Origin of the sequence: Azotosporobacter soli (assembly GCF_030542965.1) — a bacterium.
GTDB lineage: Bacteria > Bacillota > Negativicutes > SG130 > SG130 > Azotosporobacter > Azotosporobacter soli.
The window spans coordinates 21,414-39,732 of sequence record NZ_JAUAOA010000005.1; the positions used below are offsets into that span (position 1 = coordinate 21,414).

Here is an 18,319-nt window from a genome sequence, read left to right on the forward strand (position 1 = left end):
TGAATTTTGCAAATGGATATGACTGCTATTCGTCAAAAATTTCAAGAAAAACAATATAAGTTTACTCCGCAGCGTCAGACGATTTTACAGGCGTTTGCTGATCATGGGGATCGGCATCTGAGTGCGGAAGAAGTACATGGTATTGTCAAGCAAAAAACTGCCGACATAGGCTTGGCTACCGTTTACCGTACACTTGAAATACTCAGCGAACTCGATATCCTGCAAAAAAATGATTTTGGCGACGGACGCAATCGTTATGAAGTAAGTGCAGCAAATATGACGCATCATCACCATCATTTAATTTGTCTTTCCTGTCATGCAGTTAAGGAATTTGAAGATGACTTATTGGAAACTTTAGAATGCGCCATTGCAAAAAAGAGCGATTTTCTTATTGTTGACCACCATTTGAAGTTTTATGGCTATTGCCAAGATTGTCGTACTAAGCATGAATAGGTGGATGATCAGAGAACGATAATTATTGATTATGTACAATTAAACAGCAATTCTTATTGGACGAAATCAGGTGAAACAAGATATAATAGTGATATTCGCCCATATGAATGACAAATATCCTTTTGACATAAACAAGGGTGTTTTTCGATTCAACTGACAAGTGCATTAGGCGCTGTTTTATTATTTACCCAACAAGGAGAGGAGAATATTCATGCTTACTCAAGGACCACGCGGCACGAAGGATGTGCTGCCTGATACGAGTTGCCAATGGCAGTATGTAGAAAAAAAAGTACGTGCGACATGCGATATCTTTGCTTATCAGGAAATACGGACTCCAATTTTTGAACACACGGAACTGTTTTTGCGCGGCATTGGCGAGACAACCGATATCGTAGAAAAGGAAATGTATACGTTTCAAGACAGGGGCGAGCGAAGCATTACATTGCGACCCGAAAATACCGCCGCTGTTGTCCGCTCTTTTCTGGAAAATAAATTGTACGGCCAAGCAACTCAACCGGTAAAACTATTTTATGTCGGACCAATGTTCCGTTATGACAAACCGCAAGCCGGACGATTTAGGCAGTTCCATCAATTTGGAGCCGAAGCAATAGGCACTCAACAACCAACGATTGACGCAGAAATCATTACATTGGCAGTCCGCTTTTTGCAGGATCTTGGCCTGACCGAACTCAAATTGCAACTGAATTCAGTTGGCTGTCCGAAATGCCGGCCTGCATATCGTGATACTTTAAAAGCATTTTTTGCCAATAAACTTACCAATTTGTGCAGTGATTGTCAATCTCGTTATGAACGCAATCCCTTGCGTATTCTCGATTGCAAGAATACAGCCTGTCAGGCAGCTTCCGCAGGTGTCCCTGAAATTAACACTTGTCTGTGCAGTGAATGCGATGATCATTTTGCAACATTACAGCGTCTGCTTGGCGCTGCTGACATTGATTTTACGATTAACCCCAGGTTGGTTCGCGGTTTGGACTACTACACAAAGACTGCATTCGAAATACAGTATGCACCACTCGGGGCACAGAGCGCTGTCTGCGGCGGAGGTCGCTATGACGGGTTAATTGAAGAGTGTGGTGGTCCCGCAACTCCTGCAATCGGTTTTGCGATTGGCATTGAACGTGTCTTGTTAGCATTGGAAAAACAGAATTTACTGCCGGAACTTACCAAGGCCTCGACCGTGTTTATCGCACCATTGGGTGAGGCGGCACAACTAATGGCATTCAAACTGTTGTTTGAGATTCGCAGACAAAATATTGCTGCCGATATGGATTTTATGGGACGCAGCATAAAAGCCCAGTTAAAACAAGCAAATCGTCAGCAAGCTCGTTTTGTCGCGATCATTGGCGATGATGAAGCTGCCAGCGGCAACGTGATGTTAAAGGATATGGCTGCGGGTACGCAAGAATTGATAAGTGCTTCAGAAGTTGCAAATACAATACTAAAGCAGATGGGGGAACTATAAAATGGAAACCATGGCAGGCATGAAAAGAAGTCACTCTTGCGCTGATTTGACGCAGCAAGAAGTAGGCAAAGAAGTAGTCTTATGCGGTTGGGCTGCCCGCAGACGCGATCACGGTGGATTGATCTTCGTTGATTTACGTGACCGTTCTGGAATCGTACAGGTCGTATTCTCACCGGATGTTGCTGCAGAAGCGTTCAGTAAAGCGGAAGGTGTGCGCTCTGAATATGTCTTGGCTGTCAAAGGCGTTGTCCGCCAGCGTGAAGCTGGGACTATCAATGAAAACATGGCTACCGGCCAGATTGAAGTATCGGGAGTTGAACTGCGCATCTTGAATGCAGCGAAGACACCGCCATTTTATATTCAAGACAATATCGATGTTGATGAAACACTTCGCTTAAAATACCGTTATCTTGATTTGCGTCGTCCTGAAATGCAAGGGAATTTTATTTTGCGTCACAAGGTTACTAAAGCGATGCGGGACTTTTTTGATCGCAACGGCTTTTTGGAAATTGAAACGCCAATGTTAGCTAAAAGTACTCCAGAAGGTGCGCGTGACTACCTTGTTCCCAGTCGCGTTAATCCAGGGAAATTCTATGCGTTGCCGCAATCGCCGCAAACATTCAAACAATTGCTTATGGTGGCTGGTATGGAGAAATATTTTCAAATCGTTCGCTGTTTCCGTGATGAGGATTTACGGGCAGATCGTCAGCCGGAATTCACGCAACTGGATATTGAAATGTCATTTATAGACCGTGAAGAAATTCTTACAATGATGGAAGAAATGGTGGCATTTCTCTTTAAGCAGGCAATGGACGTTACCATTGACAGCAAAATCCCTCGGATGAGTTATGAAGATGCGATCAATCGCTATGGTTCGGATAAACCGGACATTCGCTTTGGCATGGAATTAGTCGATTTAACACCCGCGCTCGAAGGCTGCGAATTCAAAGTTTTCCAAAGTGTTCTCGCATCCGGCGGTCAAGTAAAAGCAATCAACGTTAAAGGTTATTCCCATGCGCCACGCCGTGAGTTGGACGGCTTAGTGGACTACGTCGCAACCTATGGCGCAAAGGGTTTAGCCTGGATCTGCTACAATGAAGATGGCGTAAAATCGCCGATCACCAAATTTTTGTCAGATGAAATTCAAGAAAAGATTGCTGCTGCAGCGCAAGTGGAAACGGGAGATCTACTCTTGATTGTCGCGGATCAGCCGAACATAGTTGCCAATTCGCTCGGACAGCTGCGCCTTGAAATGGGACGTCGCTTAAATCTGATTGATCCAGATAAGTTAGCTTTCTTGTGGGTCATCGACTTCCCTATGTTTGAATATGATGCGGAAGACAAACGTTGGGTTGCCATGCATCATATGTTTACTTCGCCGCGTGATGAAGATATCCATTATCTCGCTGGAGAAGATCTCGGACAAATCAAAGCCAAAGCGTATGACATGGTGTTGAATGGCACAGAACTCGGCGGCGGCAGCATTCGGATTTACAGCCGTGATTTGCAGCAGAAGATTTTCGATGCAATGGGCTTTACGCCGGAAGAAGCGACGAGCAAATTCGGCTTCCTGCTTGATGCATTCGAATACGGTGCGCCGCCGCATGGTGGAATCGCGTTCGGCCTTGACCGTTTGATCATGCTGATGGCCAAGCGCAATTCGATTCGCGATGTCATCGCGTTCCCGAAAACGCAAAGCGCAACGGATCTGATGACGCAGGCGCCGTCGGAAGTTGACGAGCGTCAGCTGAAAGAGTTGCATATCCGCGCTGCGGCGCTCGCCAAGAAGTCCTAACCTTGTAAGGCGTCGTTAATTCGCTGAAATGAGCATTGCAAATTTTCTGTTTATTTGATAGTATGGAATCAAGAAAACTACATAGTGCTTTTCACAACACAAAATATATCCCTGCTGTGTGCGTGGAATGCCGACATGTTTTGAGCCAACACAATTTCTTCGGGAGCTCGCCCTTTAGATGTGGCATGTGTGCCCTAGTTTAGGGAACGTTTAAGCATCTGAGAGAGTACCCACCTGCCTGGGGCAGGTTCAAAACACAAGGCGTTACGGCATGGTGGGGTGTATTTTTGTCTGTACGAAACTTTCAAGACGGGAGCGATTCAAAAAATGGATCTGTTTAGTGCGGCGCCGGTTGCGACCGGCTATCAGCCGTTGGCCGAACGGATGCGGCCAGCAACGTTGAATGAAGTGGTTGGACAGCGCGATGTCGTTGGACCCGGACGACTATTACAGCAAATGATTGCGAAAAATCAAGTCTGTTCGTTGATTTTTCACGGACCGCCGGGGACTGGTAAAACAACGTTGGCGCGCATTGTCGCAAACAACGTCAAAGGAAGCTTTGAAAAATTAAATGCCGTCACCGCCGGCGTCGCCGAGTTGAAAAAAATCGCCGGCGAAGCGGAAGAGCGGCTAAAATATTATGGTACGCGAACGGTCGTATTCGTCGACGAAATCCATCGTTTCAGCAAAAGTCAGCAGGACGTGCTGCTGCCATACGTTGAAGACGGACGTTTGATTTTAATCGGTGCAACAACCGAAAACCCCTATTTTTCAATCAATCAGCCGCTGCTGTCGCGCGTGCGGCTGATTCGTCTGTCCGTCGTTGCGCCAGCCGAGTTGGTGGAACTGCTGCGGCGCTGTTTGGCGGAACCTAAGGGGCTTGGCGATTTGAAACTGGGCTGCGAAGCGGAGGCGCTAGAGCTGATTGCCAAGCTGGCCAAAGGCGATGCGCGTTTTGCGCTGAACCTGTTGGAGCAGGCGGCGTATCTGGCGGAAAACGAGCAGGGAGCGGCGCGGGTCATCAGCAAAGAACTGCTGGGCCGCATTGTCGGCGAAGGCGTTGTCAGTTATGACCGCAAAGGCGACAGTCATTACGACGTCGTTTCAGCATTCATCAAAAGCATCCGCGGCTCCGATCCGCAGGCGGCGCTACATTATCTGGCGCGCATGCTGCATTCCGGCGAGGATGTGCAATTCATCATTCGCCGCTTGTTGATCAGCGCGGCCGAAGACATCGGCAACGCCGATCCCAACGCGCTGGTGGTGATGACTGCCGCCGCGCAGGCATTTCAACAGGTCGGCTTGCCGGAAGGACGAATTATTTTAGGTCAGGCGGTGTCGTACTTAGCGACTGCGCCAAAAAGCAACGCAGCCTATCTGGCGATCGGCGCCGCGCTCACGGATTTGAAACAGCGCGATTGCGGCGAGGTGCCGCCGCATTTGCGCGATGCGCATTATGCTGGTGCGGCGAAGCTGGGGCATGGAATCGCCTATCGCTATCCGCATGATTATCCCGGTCATTATGTCGAGCAGCAATATTTGCCGGACCGCCTGCAAGGCGTGGAATATTACCGGCCGACGGACTGCGGCTACGAGCGGGAAATCAACCGGCTGATGGGCGAACGAAAAAAATCGACCTAACCTTTTGACAAATGCTTTTCTTTTTGTTATATTATGAATAACAATTCCTATCGACTTAGTCGGATTTAACGACGGCGGGAGAGATGAAGGTGAAGATATCAACCAAAGGCCGGTATGGCGTTGCGGCAATGTATGATTTAGCGATGCATTCCGAACAAGGGCCGGTTTCACTAAAAAGCGTCGCGCAGCGGCAAATGATTTCTGAGCATTACCTGGAGCAGTTGATGAGCACGCTGCGCAAAGCAGGGTACGTCAAAAGCGTTCGGGGCGCCCAGGGCGGCTATCTTCTCACGAAAGATCCGGCCAATATTTCGGTAGGCGATATTATTCGCGTCATGGAAGGACCGATTGCGCTCGTGGATTGCCTGCTTCCCAATCCGGAAGATAAGGACTGCTGCGAACGGGCTGGAATTTGCGTGACCAGAGGTGTTTGGGCAAAAGTATGCGACAGCATCAGCAACGTGCTTGATTCAATCACGCTGGCTGACTTATGCCGCGAAGAAAAGCATTGAATTGAAAGGTAGGTCTTACATTTATGCGCAGAGTATATTTTGACCATTCGGCAACCACTCCAGTGGATTCGGAAGTATTGGAAACAATGCTGCCCTATTTGAAACAGGATTTCGGCAATGCGTCGAGCATCCATTGGTTCGGACGCGAAAGTCGCAAAGCGGTGGAAACGGCGCGCGAACAACTGGCGGCGCTGCTTGGCGCTGAAGCGAAGGAAGTTTTCTTCACCAGCGGCGGAACCGAATCCGATAATTTGGCGATTAAAGGCGTTGCACTGGCCAATCGCAAAAAAGGCAATCATATTATTACAACGGCGATCGAGCATCATGCGGTGCTGCACGCCTGTGAATATTTAGAGAAAAATGGTTTTGAAGTCACCTATCTGCCGGTTGACGAAAATGCGATGGTTAGCGTGGAGGCGGTGCGCAATGCGATTACCGATAAAACGACGCTGATCAGCATCATGTTTGCGAACAATGAAGTCGGCACGATTCAACCGATCAAGGAAATCGGCGCGCTGGCTCGCGAAAAGGGCATTTATTTCCATACAGACGCAGTGCAGGCCGTCGGCAATTGCCCGATCGACGTAAAAGAATTGAACATTGACCTGCTGAGCTTGTCCGGCCATAAAATTTATGGACCGAAAGGCATCGGCGCGTTGTATGTCCGCAAAGGCGTACGACTGGAGGCGGTGCAGCACGGCGGCGCACAAGAACGCGGCATTCGTCCGGGGACCGAGAATGTTCCGGCGATTGTCGGTCTTGGCAAAGCGGCTGAACTGGCCAAGCGCGACTTGGAAAAACGCAGCGCGCACTTGACCGGATTGCGCAACCAATTGTTTGAAGGTCTGAAAAACCGGATTCCAGACATCAAGGTCAACGGTCATCCGGAACTGAGGTTGCCGGGTAATGTCAATTTCAGCGTATTGTATGTCGAAGGCGAGTCGCTGCTATTGAATCTCGATATCAAAGGAATTGCCGCCTCGAGCGGTTCGGCCTGCACGTCCGGTTCTCTGGATCCGTCGCACGTATTGCTGGCAATGGGGCTGACGCACGAAGTGGCGCACGGTTCGCTGCGCTTGTCGCTCGGCAAGGACAACACCGCCAATGACGTAGCCTACTGCCTGGAAGTGCTGCCGGAAATCGTCGAACGCCTGCGCGCAATGTCGCCGCTGAACGCATTCAGCAAGCCGTCAGAAAATAATCCCTGCAATAGTTGCCACCATCATTAAGATTGGACTGTAGGAGGTCATAACGATGTATACGGATAAAGTAATGGATCATTTCACAAACCCGCGCAATGTCGGCGAAATTGCCGGTGCGAACGGTGTCGGCGAAGTCGGCAATGCCAAATGCGGCGATATCATGCGGATTTATCTAGATGTCGAAGACGGCATTATTAAGGATGTCAAGTTCAAAACGTTCGGCTGCGGCGCGGCGATTGCCACCAGCAGCATGGTAACCGAACTGGTCAAAGGCAAGACGCTGGACGAAGCGCTGGCCATCTCCAATCAAGCGGTCGCCGAAGCACTTGGCGGTCTCCCGCCGGCCAAGATGCACTGTTCGAATCTGGCTGCAGATGCGTTGCATGAAGCGATTAAAGATTACAAGAGCAAAGCGGGAAAATAAATGATGACGAGCAACAAACCACGTGTTGTTGTTGGCATGAGCGGCGGGGTGGACAGTTCTTTAACTGCCGCCCTTTTGCTTGAGCAGGGCTACGACGTAATCGGAATCACAATGCAAATTTGGGAACAGGGCAACGATGATGACGAAAAAGGCTGCTGTTCACTGGCTGCGGTGGGAGATGCGCGCCGTGTGGCGGATAAGCTGGGCATTCCGTTCTATGTCGTCAATTTCCGCGAGCTGTTCGAGAAAAAAGTCGTCGACTATTTTGTTGCCGAATACGGGCGCGGCTTGACGCCGAACCCCTGCATCGCCTGCAATCGCTTCATTAAATTCGAAGCGCTGCTGCAAAAGGCGATCGGCCTCGGCGCGCAGTATGTCGCAACCGGTCATTATGCTCGGATTGAACGCGACGAACAAAGCAGTCTGTTCACGCTGAAAAAGGGCGTTGATCCGCGCAAGGATCAGTCCTATGCGTTGTATCATTTGACGCAGCAAACCTTAAGCCATTTTTTGATGCCGCTCGGCACGTTTACGAAAACCGAAACGCGGGCGATGGCGGCGAAAATCGGTCTGGCAGTGGCCAACAAGCCGGAAAGCCAAGAAATTTGCTTTGTGCCGGATGATGATTATAAGGCTTTTTTACAAGAACGCTCGCCGCAAAGTCTGCGGCCGGGCGACATTGTCGATGTGGACGGAACCGTGCTCGGACGCCATCACGGCTTGCCGTTGTATACGGTCGGTCAGCGCAAAGGTCTCGGCTTGGCGGCCGGAAAACCGCTCTATGTCGTGCGGCTCGAGCCGGAAACGAATCGCGTGATTGTCGGCGGCAACGAAGATGTATTCGGCAGTGCGCTTATCGCTAACGACTTGACGTGGACCGGTGCGCCGATCACACAAGTTACGAAGGCGGCGGCTAAGATTCGTTACAACAGCCAGGAAAGTCCGGCGCTGCTCACGCCGCTCGACGACGGATGCATGCGGGTTGCGTTTGATGTGCCGCAGCGCGCAATTACGCCGGGCCAGGCCGTCGTCTTTTATGACGGCGAATTCGTCTTGGGCGGCGGGACGATTGTCCGACCGGACTGAAAAACATGAAATGAAATGACGGCGAATGCCATGCATCGGTTGATGCATGGCCGCTTTTATTGACAGCGAAACAAAGAATCATGTATAATTTTATAGATAATGCCTGACTATTTGGAGGTTGATGAGGTTGCTTACATTGACAGGAAATGAGCTGCGCAAAAAATTCCTCGATTTTTTTGCCGGCAAAGAACATTTGGTTCTGCCTAGTTATCCGTTAGTGCCGGAAAATGATCCGACACTGTTGTTGATTGGCGCTGGCATGGCGCCGTTTAAAGCTTTTTTCACCGGCAAAGTGAATCCGCCGAAGACGCGGATCAGCACGTGTCAAAAATGCGTGCGCACCGGCGATATTGAAAACGTCGGCCGCACCGCGCGCCACCATACCTTTTTTGAAATGCTCGGCAATTTTTCCTTTGGCGACTATTTCAAGCGCGAAGCGATTTTTTGGGGCTGGGAGTTTTTGACGAAGGAACTGGAAATGTCACCGGAACGATTGTGGATTACAATTCATACCGAAGATGATGAGGCATTTGATATTTGGCACAAAGAAGTTGGCATCCCGGCGGAGCGCATCATTCGCATGGCCGACAACTTCTGGGAAATTGGCCCCGGTCCTTGTGGTCCCTGTTCTGAGCTGTATTATGACCTTGGTGAGGAACGCGGCTGCGGCAGCCCGGATTGTGCGGTCGGCTGCGATTGCGATCGCTATTTGGAAATTTGGAATCTTGTTTTCACGCAGTATGACCGCGATGAAGACGGCAATTATACGCCGCTGGTCAAGAAGAACATCGATACCGGCGCCGGTTTGGAACGAATTGCGTCGGTGTTGCAAAACAAACCGTCCAACTTTGAGACGGATCTGCTGTTTCCGATCATTGAACATATTTGCCAGGTCGGTTCGCTGCAGTACGGCGTCAACCTGAAAACCGACGTTTCGCTGAAAGTGATTGCCGACCATGCTCGCAGCATGGCGGTCATGATCGGTGACGGCATTCTGCCGTCCAACGAAGGCCGCGGCTATGTGCTGCGCCGCATTTTGCGCCGCGCGGTTCGCCACGGACGCCTGCTTGGCATCAGCAATATTTTCCTGGCCGATACGCTGGATGTCGTGCTGAAAATTTTTGCCGAAGCATTCCCGGAGCTGGTTGAAAAGCGTTCGTATATCCAACAGGTCATTCGCCAAGAAGAAGAACGTTTCCAGGCGACGCTGGCGCAAGGCTTGGAACTGTTGAACCGTGAAGTCGACGAATTGAAAGAGGCAGGCAAAACCGTCCTCGAAGGCAAGACGGCGTTCAAGCTGTATGATACGTTCGGTTTCCCCTGGGAATTGACGTTGGAAATTCTCGAAGAACAGCAATTGGCGATGGATAAAGAAGGCTTTGACGCTGCGATGCGCGAACAGCGCGAACGCGCGCGCGCCGCACGCGGCGAAGCAGAAATCCAGGTTGCGATTCCCGATCTCAGCTCGCTTGCGCTCAGCGAATGCAGCTATGAGGAAACAGCGACGCGCGGCAGCATTTTGGCGATGTGGAAAGACGGCGCATTGTGCAATGCGGCGACTGACGGCGATGAAATCGCGATTATTCTCGATAAAACCAGCTTCTATGCCGAAGGCGGTGGGCAGGTCGGTGATATCGGCCAATTGCTTGCGGAAATAGGCCGGCTTGAAGTCATTCAGACCAAGAAACTGCCGGACGGCAGCAGCTACCATATTGCAAAAGTCGAAGAAGGCAGCGTAAAGCTTGGCGAAACCGTAACGTTGCGCCCGAACCTGGCGCGCAAAGCGGCAACCGCACGCAATCACACCGCAACGCATCTGCTTCATGCCGCGTTGAAAAAAGTACTGGGCAGCCATGTAAATCAGGCGGGTTCGCTGGTTGGACCGGAGCGCCTCCGTTTTGACTTCTCGCATTTTTCCGCGATTACAGCGGACGAGCTACGGGCAATTGAAAATGCGGTCAATGCTGAAATTTTGGCCGCGACGCCAACCGGAATCCTGGAAACGACGCAAAGTGCGGCAAAAGAAATGGGCGCGATGGCGCTGTTTGGCGAAAAATATGGCGAAACGGTGCGTGTTGTGGTGATTGGCGATGTCAGCAAAGAGTTGTGCGGCGGCACGCATGTGAAAAACACCGCAGAAATCGGCAACTTTAAAATTGTCGCCGAATCGAGCGTCGGCTCGGGCTTGCGCCGAATTGAAGCGTTTACCGGATTCGGTACGCTGCAATACATGCAAGGGCAGGAAGATCTGCTGGAGCAGGCGGCGCAACTTTTAAAAACGCGGCCGAGTGAATTGAACGCCAAAATCAGCGCGCTGTTTGAAAAAAATCGTGAACTGGAACAACAAATCAAGCAGCTCGAGCAAAAACTGGCCAAAGGCGAAGTCGACGAATTGTTGCAAAAAAGCCGGACACTGCAAGGTTTGCCGGTCGTTCTCGGCCAAGTGGCGGCGACCGATGCCGATCATCTGCGCGATATTGCGGATTTGTTGAAAGCCAAGATGGGGGAAGGATTCCTGCTATTGGCGGCAGTGATTGATGATAAAGTGAACTTTGTTGCAATGGCTACGCCGTCTGCAATAGCAAAAGGCGCACATGCCGGCAAAGTAATCAAGGAAGCTGCTAAAGCTGCTGGCGGCGGCGGCGGCGGCAAGCCGGAAATGGCGCAAGCTGGCGGTAAGGACCCCTCACAAATTTCAGCAAGCCTTGCGGCAGCTTGGACAACTCTTGAAATATGCCTGCGTGACTAAACAGATATATCGGAGCGGGATGAGAATGCTTTCCACGCTCCGATGTTTTTTAAATATCGCCAACTCTTACGTATTTCTAAAGGAGAACGGCGTAGGCATCGCGAACTATATAGGCAGGCAGATGCAAAGTCGTCGAAAGGAGGAGTGCTCGTGCCGAACGTAACGCAAGACACGATGATGTTCCGGGTTGAAAACGAAGAAAACAATGCCGCAACCGTTATCCACACGGTCTATGAGGCGCTTAAAACGAAGGGCTACAACCCTATCAATCAGATCGTAGGCTATTTGCTGTCTGGCGATCCGACCTATATTACCAGCTTTAACAATGCACGCGGGCTAATCCGCAAATTGGAACGTGATGAACTTTTAGAAGAATTGGTGCGTTCCTATCTGAAAGATAAATAAGCCAGGTTGCTCTTTTGAGTACCTCTGTTGAATAAGCGGCTGCGCCCAATCGACAGAGGTAACTTTTATTGGCGGTCTACAGGAGGTTGGATATCATCGAAAGAATGATAGGACTTGATGTTGGTGATAAAACGATCGGCATTGCAGTAAGTGACGGGCTGGGAATCACGGCGCAAGGCGTCGAAGTGATTCGTAGGACAAGCCTGGCGAAAGATCTCGATCGATTGCGTATACTGATTGAACAATATGACGCTAAAGAATTGGTCATCGGTTTACCGAAAAACATGGACGGTTCTATCGGTGCTTCCGGTGAAAAAGTCCAGGCGTTGGGCGATGTGCTGAAAGAGACCTTTCCATTAGTGAAACTGACATTCTGGGATGAAAGGCTTACAACCGTAGCAGCATCGCGTATGCTGATTGAGGCCGATGTACGACGGGATAAGAGGAGGCAAGTTATCGATAAACTTGCTGCAGTCTTAATTTTACAAGGATATATGGATGGATGTCGACGAAGTTATTGACAGCGTGAAATGAGTAGGATACAATTACAGAGAAATTTCAAAAATGAGGTGGAAATATGGCTGAGTTTGAAAAAGACAGTCTTGAAGAAATTGAAGACGAATTAGTTGTCATTGTGACGGACGAAGACGGAAATGAATTCTATTATCGCGAGGAAATGATCATTCCTGTCGATGGAAAAAAGTTTGCCATTTTAATTCCCCTCCACAATGATGATGAATGCGAAGATGAGAGCTGCGATTGCTGCGATGGTGATGATACCGATGTTTTCGTTGCTAGGATCGATATAGACGAAAGCGGCGAAGAAGTGTATGTGGATCCGACCGACGAAGAATTCGATGCGGTTTTGAACGCATATGAAGAAGCGGTAGAAGATGATGAAGCCTAAGGGCTTCATTTTTTTGTGTTTTTTTTAGCTGTTTTTAGGTATAATAAGTTCATTGTCGGTTAAAAGGAGCTTTATGCTATGAAAATTAATTTTTCGAAAATTGATTTTAAGAAACCTTCCTCGCTTATCGTTCTTCTTTGTTGTGCGTTAACGTTCTTTGCCGGCGGTATTCTGATTCATCTGCTACGTGGTCAGGATTCACACCGCTATGTATTTCAAGTTAAGCCTGGAATGTCGAGCCATGAAGTAGCAACACAACTCAAGCAAAAAGAGTTGATCAGCAGTGAGTTTATGTTTCTGCTGTTGGCTAAAATAGAAATGAAGGCAGACAGCATAAAGGCCGGCGACTATGAATTGACGACACAAATGACGACCTTTGATATTATCAATACGCTGACTAGCGGCCAGACAATCGCACGTAGGATTACGATACCGGAAGGCTATACAATCAATCAGATTGCACAATTGCTGGAAGAGCAGAATTTAGGCAGTGCCGCTGTATTCAAACAACTGGCAAAGTCTTATGCGCCATACGACTATATGACAACGACAAATCCGAATCTGCTTTATCATGCCGAAGGTTTTGTTTTTCCCGACACCTACAGTATCAGCAGCGGCATGACCGAACAGCAAATCCTTAAAATGCTGGTCGGACAGTTTGACAAAAAGGTAACGCCGGAAATGCGGCGCAAAGCGGCTGAAAAAGGTATCAACGTTTATCAATTAACGATTCTTGCTTCTCTGGTCGAACGCGAAGCACGTCTCGGTGCTGAGCGCCCCATTATCGCTGGCGTATTCATCAATCGACTACGTCAGAATATGCCATTGCAATCTTGTGCTACGATCCAATATATCCTCGGTACGCCGAAGGCAGAATTGTCGATTCAGGATACGGAAATCAATTCACCTTACAATACTTATCTGCATTATGGACTCCCGCCCGGCCCAATCGCCAATCCGGGGATCGCATCCTTACAAGCAGTCGTTGATGCGGCTCCGACCGAGTACCTTTATTTTGTCGCCAGTTCTAACGGATCACACCAATTCAGTAAAACGTATGAGGAACATTTAGCCGCGATTGAGAGGGCAAACTGATGCAACCGCTAGAAATGGAAATGCGCCAATGGGCTGAAATGCATCAAGTTCCAATCTTAGCGTCAGCTAGCGCCGACTATTTGGCGGCACTAGTTGCAGAAAAAAAGCCACGGCAAATTCTTGAAATAGGCTGCGCAATCGGCTATTCGGCTCTGCTGATTGCGCAGCATTGTGCTGTCGATGGCAAAATCACCACGCTTGAGCTCGACCCGAAACGCATTACCATTGCAAAAGATTTTATTGCCCGCGCGAAACAAACGGAACGGATAGAAATCATACAGGGCGATGCCACCGCTCTGATCAGCACGTTGTCCGGACCATACGACTTTGTTTTCTTAGATGGTCCGAAAGGTCAATATCTTCGTCAACTGCAACAACTGCTACCTGATAAACTTGCGCAAAATGCGACGATTGTCGCGGATAATGTAGCCTTTCGCGGCATGGTTGGCGGCGCTGTGCCATGTTTGCCGCGTTATAAAACATTGGTTGCAAGGCTGCGTCAATATATCGAATTTGTCTCTACTGATCCACGTTTTTCAACAAAAATCATTACTGAAGCCGATCATTTGGCAATATCAGATTATACTAAGGAGTTATAACGATGTATAAACCAGAATTATTGGCGCCTGCAGGTAGCCTCGATAAATTGAAAATTGCTTTAGCTTACGGTGCGGATGCAGTATTCCTGGGCGCAAAGTCTTTTGGACTGCGCGCGTTTAGTGACAATTTTACTTGGGATGAGATGGCAGAAGGAGTCTCATTTGCACACAAACAAGGAAAGAAAACGTATGTCACCGTCAATGTTTTCCCGCACAATGACGATTTGGTCAAGCTGCCTGATTACCTTGATTTTCTCACGCAAATTGCGGTGGATGGCGTGATTGTGGCCGACCCCGGCATCTTTCAGCTGGCAAGAACATCGTTTCCTAAACTACCGCTACACATCAGTACGCAAGCCAATACGACAAACTGGCGTACGGCTCAATTTTGGCAGGAACAAGGCGCTAAGCGCGTCGTGCTGGCAAGGGAACTCAACTTAACGGAAATTAGCCAGATTCGCACGCAGGTATCGCTGGAAATGGAAGCCTTCGTGCATGGCGCGATGTGCATGTCCTACTCCGGTCGCTGCTTGCTAAGCAACTATCTAACGGATCGTGATGCAAACCGCGGCGAATGCGCGCAACCTTGCCGCTGGAAATATCAACTGGTTGAAGAGAAACGCCCGGGTCAGGCTTTTCCGATTGAAGAGGATGAACACGGTACGTACATCCTTAACTCTAAGGATTTATGCATGCTGGAGCATTTACCAGCACTGCTGTCGACTGGAATCAATAGCCTTAAAATCGAAGGTCGCATGAAGAGCATCCATTATGTTGCAACTGTCACCAAAGTCTACCGCCAAGCCATCGACGCTTATTTAAAACAGCCGGACTCCTTTCAAATCGAGCAAAACTGGATTGACGAACTGCACGCCATTTCGCACCGCAAATACAGTACCGGCTTTTATATTGATTCTACCGGGCCGGGGCAAATTTATGACTCTAATTCCCATGAACAGACACACGATTTTATCGGTTTAGTTCTTGATTATGATCCGAAAACGCGTTTCGCGTATATTGAGCAACGCAATAATTTAAAACTAGGGCAGGAGATAGAGCTGCTACGCCCCGCAGGACAAGGTTTTTCGCAAAGCATCAGCGAAATGTATGATGCTGATGGACTTCCGATTGAAGTTGCACCGCATCCGCAGCAAAAAATTCACATTCGAATGGAGCAACCGGTAGAAGCATTCGCTATGTTACGCCGGAGGATACGATAGCATGAATGCTGATTTATACGTCCAAGTTGAACCACGCAACATCAATTATTTGAACCGCATTATGGAAGGCTATGAATATCTTGGCATGGTAACAACGCTTGACCGCCAAGCCGGAATTTTGCGCATCCGCTGTACAAGCGATACGCGCCTGGAAACGCAGGAATTGCTAAGCACTTTGAAAATTCCTCTGCGTTTCTTGTCGGATAGCATCGTAGCAGCTCTAGGCAAACGAGAATAAGTATGATAGAATGGCTACGTGCGATTTTTAAGATAAGGTTGTGAGTTGATGCTGAGTGAGAATATTCGTCTCCTCGTGATTCATGGACCCAATCTGAATATGCTGGGGCGACGCGAACCGGCAATTTATGGCTCGGCTACGCTTGATGACATTAATCAGCGGATTAAAGAAGCAGCAGCGCAACGAGGTCTTCAGGTGGATTGTTTGCAATCCAATTTGGAAGGCGAGATTGTCAGTGCTATTCAGCAAGCACATCCGAGTTATCATGGGATCATCATTAACGCGGCGGCTTACACGCATTATAGTATCGCAATCCGCGATGCACTCGCTTCTGTGCCGCTGCCGGCAATTGAGATTCACTTATCTAATATCTATAAACGCGAAGAATTCCGTCATCATTCCGTGATTTCCTCGGTTGTGGCCGGACAGATTTGCGGTTTTGGGGGCGACGGTTATTTGTTAGCCTTAGAGGCTATGGTTCGCCTACTGGAGCAGGAAAAACCGAAACCATAGGCTGGAATGCTAAAAATCATTCCAGACGCTATAAATGGTAATGCCGATCTCAACTAATTTGATCCGGCAGTATTTGATTGAATTATGATTACAAAAATATTTGGAGGGTATAGTATGATTTCAACTAGTGATTTTCGGACCGGCATTACGATTGAAATTGATGGGAACGTTTGGCAAGTTGTTGACTTTCAACATGTTAAGCCGGGTAAAGGTGCTGCCTTCGTCCGCACTAAAATGAAAAACGTTCGTTCAGGCGCTGTTGTCGAAAGAACGTTCAATCCAGGAGAAAAGTTGGCTCGTGCTCATATTGAACGACGTGAAATGCAGTTCCTGTATGAAAGCGATGGCGAATTTAACTTCATGGATAATGAAAATTTCGAACAAATCGCAGTTGCAGCAGATCAATTAGGCGATGCGCCTAAATACCTTAAAGAGAACATGGATATCGGCATTATGTTTTTTCAAGGCACGATCATCGGCGTCGATCTGCCCTTCGCGGTAGAGCTGGCTGTAGTTGAAACGGATCCCGGCATCCGCGGTGATACCGCAACGGGCGGTACAAAACCGGCCAAGATGGAAACAGGTTGCGTTGTTCGTGTCCCGTTGTTCATTAACGTTGGCGATGTGCTGCGCATCGATACCCGTAGCGGCGATTATCTCGAACGCGCTTAACAAATACTGGACTCCCTGTCACCTTGTACCGACAGGGAGTCTTTTGTTTGTGAAAATAAGCAAACTTTGCTATAATAATATAGTTAGCATTAGAGCACCGGAGGAGGGATCTTTCCCTTGGAAAAACGAGAACGTTTTGAACGAACCGAACAAAACGATACCGGCACGATACGGATCGCTGATGAAGTGGTTGCAATTGTCGCGGGAATGGCAGCAACGGAAATTACCGGCGTAGCGGGCATGAGTGCAGGTTTAGTCGGTGGCATTGCCGAAATGCTGGGAAAAAAGAACTTGGCAAAAGGCGTTAAAGTTGAGGTCGGCGAACGTGAAGCGGCCGTTGACTTGTATATCATTGTGGAATATGGCGTGAAAATCCCGGATATTGCTTTGCACGTTCAGGAAAATGTCAAACGGGCCGTCGAATCGATGACGGGGCTCGACGTAATAGAAATTAACGTCCACGTCCAGGGTGTCGGGTTCAGTCCGGAGAATAAAGAAGAAGACATTCGCGTACGTTAGTGCGGAAGGGAGCGCAAATGAGACTATTAGACCGTGTAATATTGACGATTTATACGTTATTGTTGTCAGTTGCTTCGTTGGGGATCATCCTGCTCTCGTTCCAATTGTTATCGACGGAGTTGGTTGCTGGGTGGGTTGTGCAAATTGCCGGGCATTGGCAAGCGGCACTCATTGCTGCCGTGTTTTTTCTAGTCAGCATTCGCCTCTTGGTCGCAGGCATGCGTTCTACGCAGGATGGCGAAACCATCGTGCATCATCTCGACATGGGGGACGTTCATATTTCACTGGCTGCCATCAAAAATCTTGTCGAACGAACCGCACGCCATACTCGTGGCGTGCGTGGAGTAAAAGTCTATGTCCAGCATGACGGCCAAGCACTAAAAGTTCGCTTGAAAGCTGTAGTAAGTCCGGAAAGCAATGTACCAAGCGTTACTGGCGACATGCAAAAACGAATCCACGATTATATCCAAAACACTGTCGGAATCGATTTAGCGGACATACAAATTCTCGTCGAAAACATATCGAATGAATTCAAATCAAAACAACGGGTTGAGTAGCTGGAACTGAGGTGAAACCATGGAGAAATTTTGGACCGCATTATGGCAACATCACAGCGGAAAACTCTTAGGCGGCGGCCTGGGCTGTCTCATCGGTGTTTTTGTAATTTTGTTTGGTTTTTTTAACACCCTTTTTGTAATGACTTGTACGATTCTTGGTTATGTAGTCGGCAAACGCATTGATGAACGGGAAACTATTGTGGAAATCATAGAAAAACTATTGCCGCCAGGCTATCGCCGGTGAGCGTA

21 protein-coding genes and 1 other RNA gene are annotated in these 18,319 nt (G+C 48.8%); all 22 read left to right on the forward strand.

The window, feature by feature from the left end:
* Positions 1–6: 6 nt before the first annotated feature.
* The 22 genes from QTL79_RS06555 (at position 7) to QTL79_RS06660 (ending at position 18,314) form a co-directional block, all read left to right on the forward strand.
* Positions 7–453 (forward strand): Fur family transcriptional regulator, encoded by a 447-nt coding sequence (locus tag QTL79_RS06555; RefSeq protein ID WP_346354163.1) that lies wholly within the window; start codon positions 7–9, stop codon positions 451–453.
* Between the two features lie 211 nt (positions 454–664).
* The gene (hisS, locus tag QTL79_RS06560; RefSeq protein WP_346354164.1) at positions 665–1,936 is read left to right on the forward strand and encodes a histidine--tRNA ligase; all 1,272 of its coding nucleotides are present in this window, start codon (positions 665–667) and stop codon (positions 1,934–1,936) included.
* A gap of 1 nt (position 1,937) precedes the next feature.
* Entirely contained in the window at positions 1,938–3,731 is a 1,794-nt protein-coding gene (gene aspS, locus QTL79_RS06565) for an aspartate--tRNA ligase (protein ID WP_346354165.1), read from the forward strand.
* Between the two features lie 105 nt (positions 3,732–3,836).
* A non-coding RNA gene (ssrS, locus tag QTL79_RS06570) (6S RNA) lies at positions 3,837–4,016 on the forward strand.
* 42 nt (positions 4,017–4,058) lie between these two features.
* Entirely contained in the window at positions 4,059–5,372 is a 1,314-nt protein-coding gene (locus QTL79_RS06575) for a replication-associated recombination protein A (RefSeq protein ID WP_346354166.1), read from the forward strand.
* 89 nt (positions 5,373–5,461) lie between these two features.
* Positions 5,462–5,884: an RrF2 family transcriptional regulator gene (locus tag QTL79_RS06580; protein WP_346354167.1), complete on the forward strand. Its 423-nt coding sequence runs from the start codon at positions 5,462–5,464 to the stop codon at positions 5,882–5,884.
* 23 nt (positions 5,885–5,907) lie between these two features.
* The gene (nifS, locus tag QTL79_RS06585) at positions 5,908–7,113 is read left to right on the forward strand and encodes a cysteine desulfurase NifS (protein WP_346354168.1); all 1,206 of its coding nucleotides are present in this window, start codon (positions 5,908–5,910) and stop codon (positions 7,111–7,113) included.
* A gap of 25 nt (positions 7,114–7,138) precedes the next feature.
* Positions 7,139–7,510 (forward strand): Fe-S cluster assembly scaffold protein NifU, encoded by a 372-nt coding sequence (nifU, locus tag QTL79_RS06590; RefSeq protein ID WP_346354169.1) that lies wholly within the window; start codon positions 7,139–7,141, stop codon positions 7,508–7,510.
* Complete coding sequence (gene mnmA / locus QTL79_RS06595) at positions 7,511–8,596, forward strand: tRNA 2-thiouridine(34) synthase MnmA (RefSeq protein WP_346354170.1); 1,086 nt, start codon at positions 7,511–7,513, stop codon at positions 8,594–8,596. It abuts the gene before it with no gap.
* Between the two features lie 121 nt (positions 8,597–8,717).
* The gene (alaS, locus tag QTL79_RS06600) at positions 8,718–11,345 is read left to right on the forward strand and encodes an alanine--tRNA ligase (RefSeq protein WP_428845466.1); all 2,628 of its coding nucleotides are present in this window, start codon (positions 8,718–8,720) and stop codon (positions 11,343–11,345) included.
* A gap of 150 nt (positions 11,346–11,495) precedes the next feature.
* Positions 11,496–11,750: an IreB family regulatory phosphoprotein gene (locus tag QTL79_RS06605; protein ID WP_428845462.1), complete on the forward strand. Its 255-nt coding sequence runs from the start codon at positions 11,496–11,498 to the stop codon at positions 11,748–11,750.
* Between the two features lie 104 nt (positions 11,751–11,854).
* A complete protein-coding gene (gene ruvX, locus QTL79_RS06610; RefSeq protein ID WP_346354172.1) occupies positions 11,855–12,271 on the forward strand; it encodes a Holliday junction resolvase RuvX in 417 nt (138 codons plus the stop codon).
* Positions 12,272–12,327: 56 nt separating this feature from the next.
* Complete coding sequence (locus QTL79_RS06615) at positions 12,328–12,657, forward strand: DUF1292 domain-containing protein (protein WP_346354173.1); 330 nt, start codon at positions 12,328–12,330, stop codon at positions 12,655–12,657.
* A 78-nt stretch (positions 12,658–12,735) separates the two neighbouring features.
* Positions 12,736–13,752, forward strand: a complete 1,017-nt coding sequence (mltG, locus tag QTL79_RS06620; protein WP_346354174.1) for an endolytic transglycosylase MltG — start codon at positions 12,736–12,738, stop codon at positions 13,750–13,752.
* The gene (locus QTL79_RS06625; RefSeq protein ID WP_346354175.1) at positions 13,752–14,351 is read left to right on the forward strand and encodes an O-methyltransferase; all 600 of its coding nucleotides are present in this window, start codon (positions 13,752–13,754) and stop codon (positions 14,349–14,351) included. The genes mltG and QTL79_RS06625 overlap by 1 nt, the downstream gene beginning before the upstream one ends.
* A 2-nt stretch (positions 14,352–14,353) precedes the next feature.
* On the forward strand, positions 14,354–15,571 hold the full coding sequence (locus QTL79_RS06630; RefSeq protein WP_346354176.1) for a peptidase U32 family protein: 1,218 nt from the start codon (positions 14,354–14,356) through the stop codon (positions 15,569–15,571).
* A 1-nt stretch (position 15,572) separates the two neighbouring features.
* On the forward strand, positions 15,573–15,809 hold the full coding sequence (locus tag QTL79_RS06635) for a DUF4911 domain-containing protein (RefSeq protein ID WP_346354177.1): 237 nt from the start codon (positions 15,573–15,575) through the stop codon (positions 15,807–15,809).
* Positions 15,810–15,857: 48 nt separating this feature from the next.
* Entirely contained in the window at positions 15,858–16,322 is a 465-nt protein-coding gene (gene aroQ, locus QTL79_RS06640; protein WP_346354178.1) for a type II 3-dehydroquinate dehydratase, read from the forward strand.
* 114 nt (positions 16,323–16,436) lie between these two features.
* Positions 16,437–16,994, forward strand: a complete 558-nt coding sequence (gene efp / locus QTL79_RS06645; RefSeq protein WP_346354179.1) for an elongation factor P — start codon at positions 16,437–16,439, stop codon at positions 16,992–16,994.
* Between the two features lie 117 nt (positions 16,995–17,111).
* Positions 17,112–17,513: an Asp23/Gls24 family envelope stress response protein gene (locus QTL79_RS06650; RefSeq protein ID WP_346354180.1), complete on the forward strand. Its 402-nt coding sequence runs from the start codon at positions 17,112–17,114 to the stop codon at positions 17,511–17,513.
* 17 nt (positions 17,514–17,530) lie between these two features.
* Entirely contained in the window at positions 17,531–18,070 is a 540-nt protein-coding gene (amaP, locus tag QTL79_RS06655; RefSeq protein ID WP_346354181.1) for an alkaline shock response membrane anchor protein AmaP, read from the forward strand.
* A 19-nt stretch (positions 18,071–18,089) separates the two neighbouring features.
* Positions 18,090–18,314, forward strand: a complete 225-nt coding sequence (locus QTL79_RS06660) for a DUF2273 domain-containing protein (RefSeq protein ID WP_346354182.1) — start codon at positions 18,090–18,092, stop codon at positions 18,312–18,314.
* Positions 18,315–18,319 lie beyond the last annotated feature (5 nt).

Bases quoted from the DNA above. Each gene is read 5' to 3' on its own strand.
- hisS (WP_346354164.1), top strand. From the start codon at position 665: ATGCTTACTCAAGGACCACGCGGCACGAAGGATGTGCTGCCTGATACG.
- aspS (WP_346354165.1), top strand. From the start codon at position 1,938: ATGGAAACCATGGCAGGCATGAAAAGAAGTCACTCTTGCGCTGATTTG.
- QTL79_RS06575 (WP_346354166.1), top strand. From the start codon at position 4,059: ATGGATCTGTTTAGTGCGGCGCCGGTTGCGACCGGCTATCAGCCGTTG.
- nifS (WP_346354168.1), top strand. From the start codon at position 5,908: ATGCGCAGAGTATATTTTGACCATTCGGCAACCACTCCAGTGGATTCG.
- nifU (WP_346354169.1), top strand. From the start codon at position 7,139: ATGTATACGGATAAAGTAATGGATCATTTCACAAACCCGCGCAATGTC.
- mnmA (WP_346354170.1), top strand. From the start codon at position 7,511: ATGATGACGAGCAACAAACCACGTGTTGTTGTTGGCATGAGCGGCGGG.
- alaS (WP_428845466.1), top strand. From the start codon at position 8,718: ATGAGGTTGCTTACATTGACAGGAAATGAGCTGCGCAAAAAATTCCTC.
- ruvX (WP_346354172.1), top strand. From the start codon at position 11,855: ATGATAGGACTTGATGTTGGTGATAAAACGATCGGCATTGCAGTAAGT.
- QTL79_RS06615 (WP_346354173.1), top strand. From the start codon at position 12,328: ATGGCTGAGTTTGAAAAAGACAGTCTTGAAGAAATTGAAGACGAATTA.
- mltG (WP_346354174.1), top strand. From the start codon at position 12,736: ATGAAAATTAATTTTTCGAAAATTGATTTTAAGAAACCTTCCTCGCTT.
- QTL79_RS06625 (WP_346354175.1), top strand. From the start codon at position 13,752: ATGCAACCGCTAGAAATGGAAATGCGCCAATGGGCTGAAATGCATCAA.
- QTL79_RS06630 (WP_346354176.1), top strand. From the start codon at position 14,354: ATGTATAAACCAGAATTATTGGCGCCTGCAGGTAGCCTCGATAAATTG.
- QTL79_RS06635 (WP_346354177.1), top strand. From the start codon at position 15,573: ATGAATGCTGATTTATACGTCCAAGTTGAACCACGCAACATCAATTAT.
- aroQ (WP_346354178.1), top strand. From the start codon at position 15,858: ATGCTGAGTGAGAATATTCGTCTCCTCGTGATTCATGGACCCAATCTG.
- efp (WP_346354179.1), top strand. From the start codon at position 16,437: ATGATTTCAACTAGTGATTTTCGGACCGGCATTACGATTGAAATTGAT.
- amaP (WP_346354181.1), top strand. From the start codon at position 17,531: ATGAGACTATTAGACCGTGTAATATTGACGATTTATACGTTATTGTTG.
- QTL79_RS06660 (WP_346354182.1), top strand. From the start codon at position 18,090: ATGGAGAAATTTTGGACCGCATTATGGCAACATCACAGCGGAAAACTC.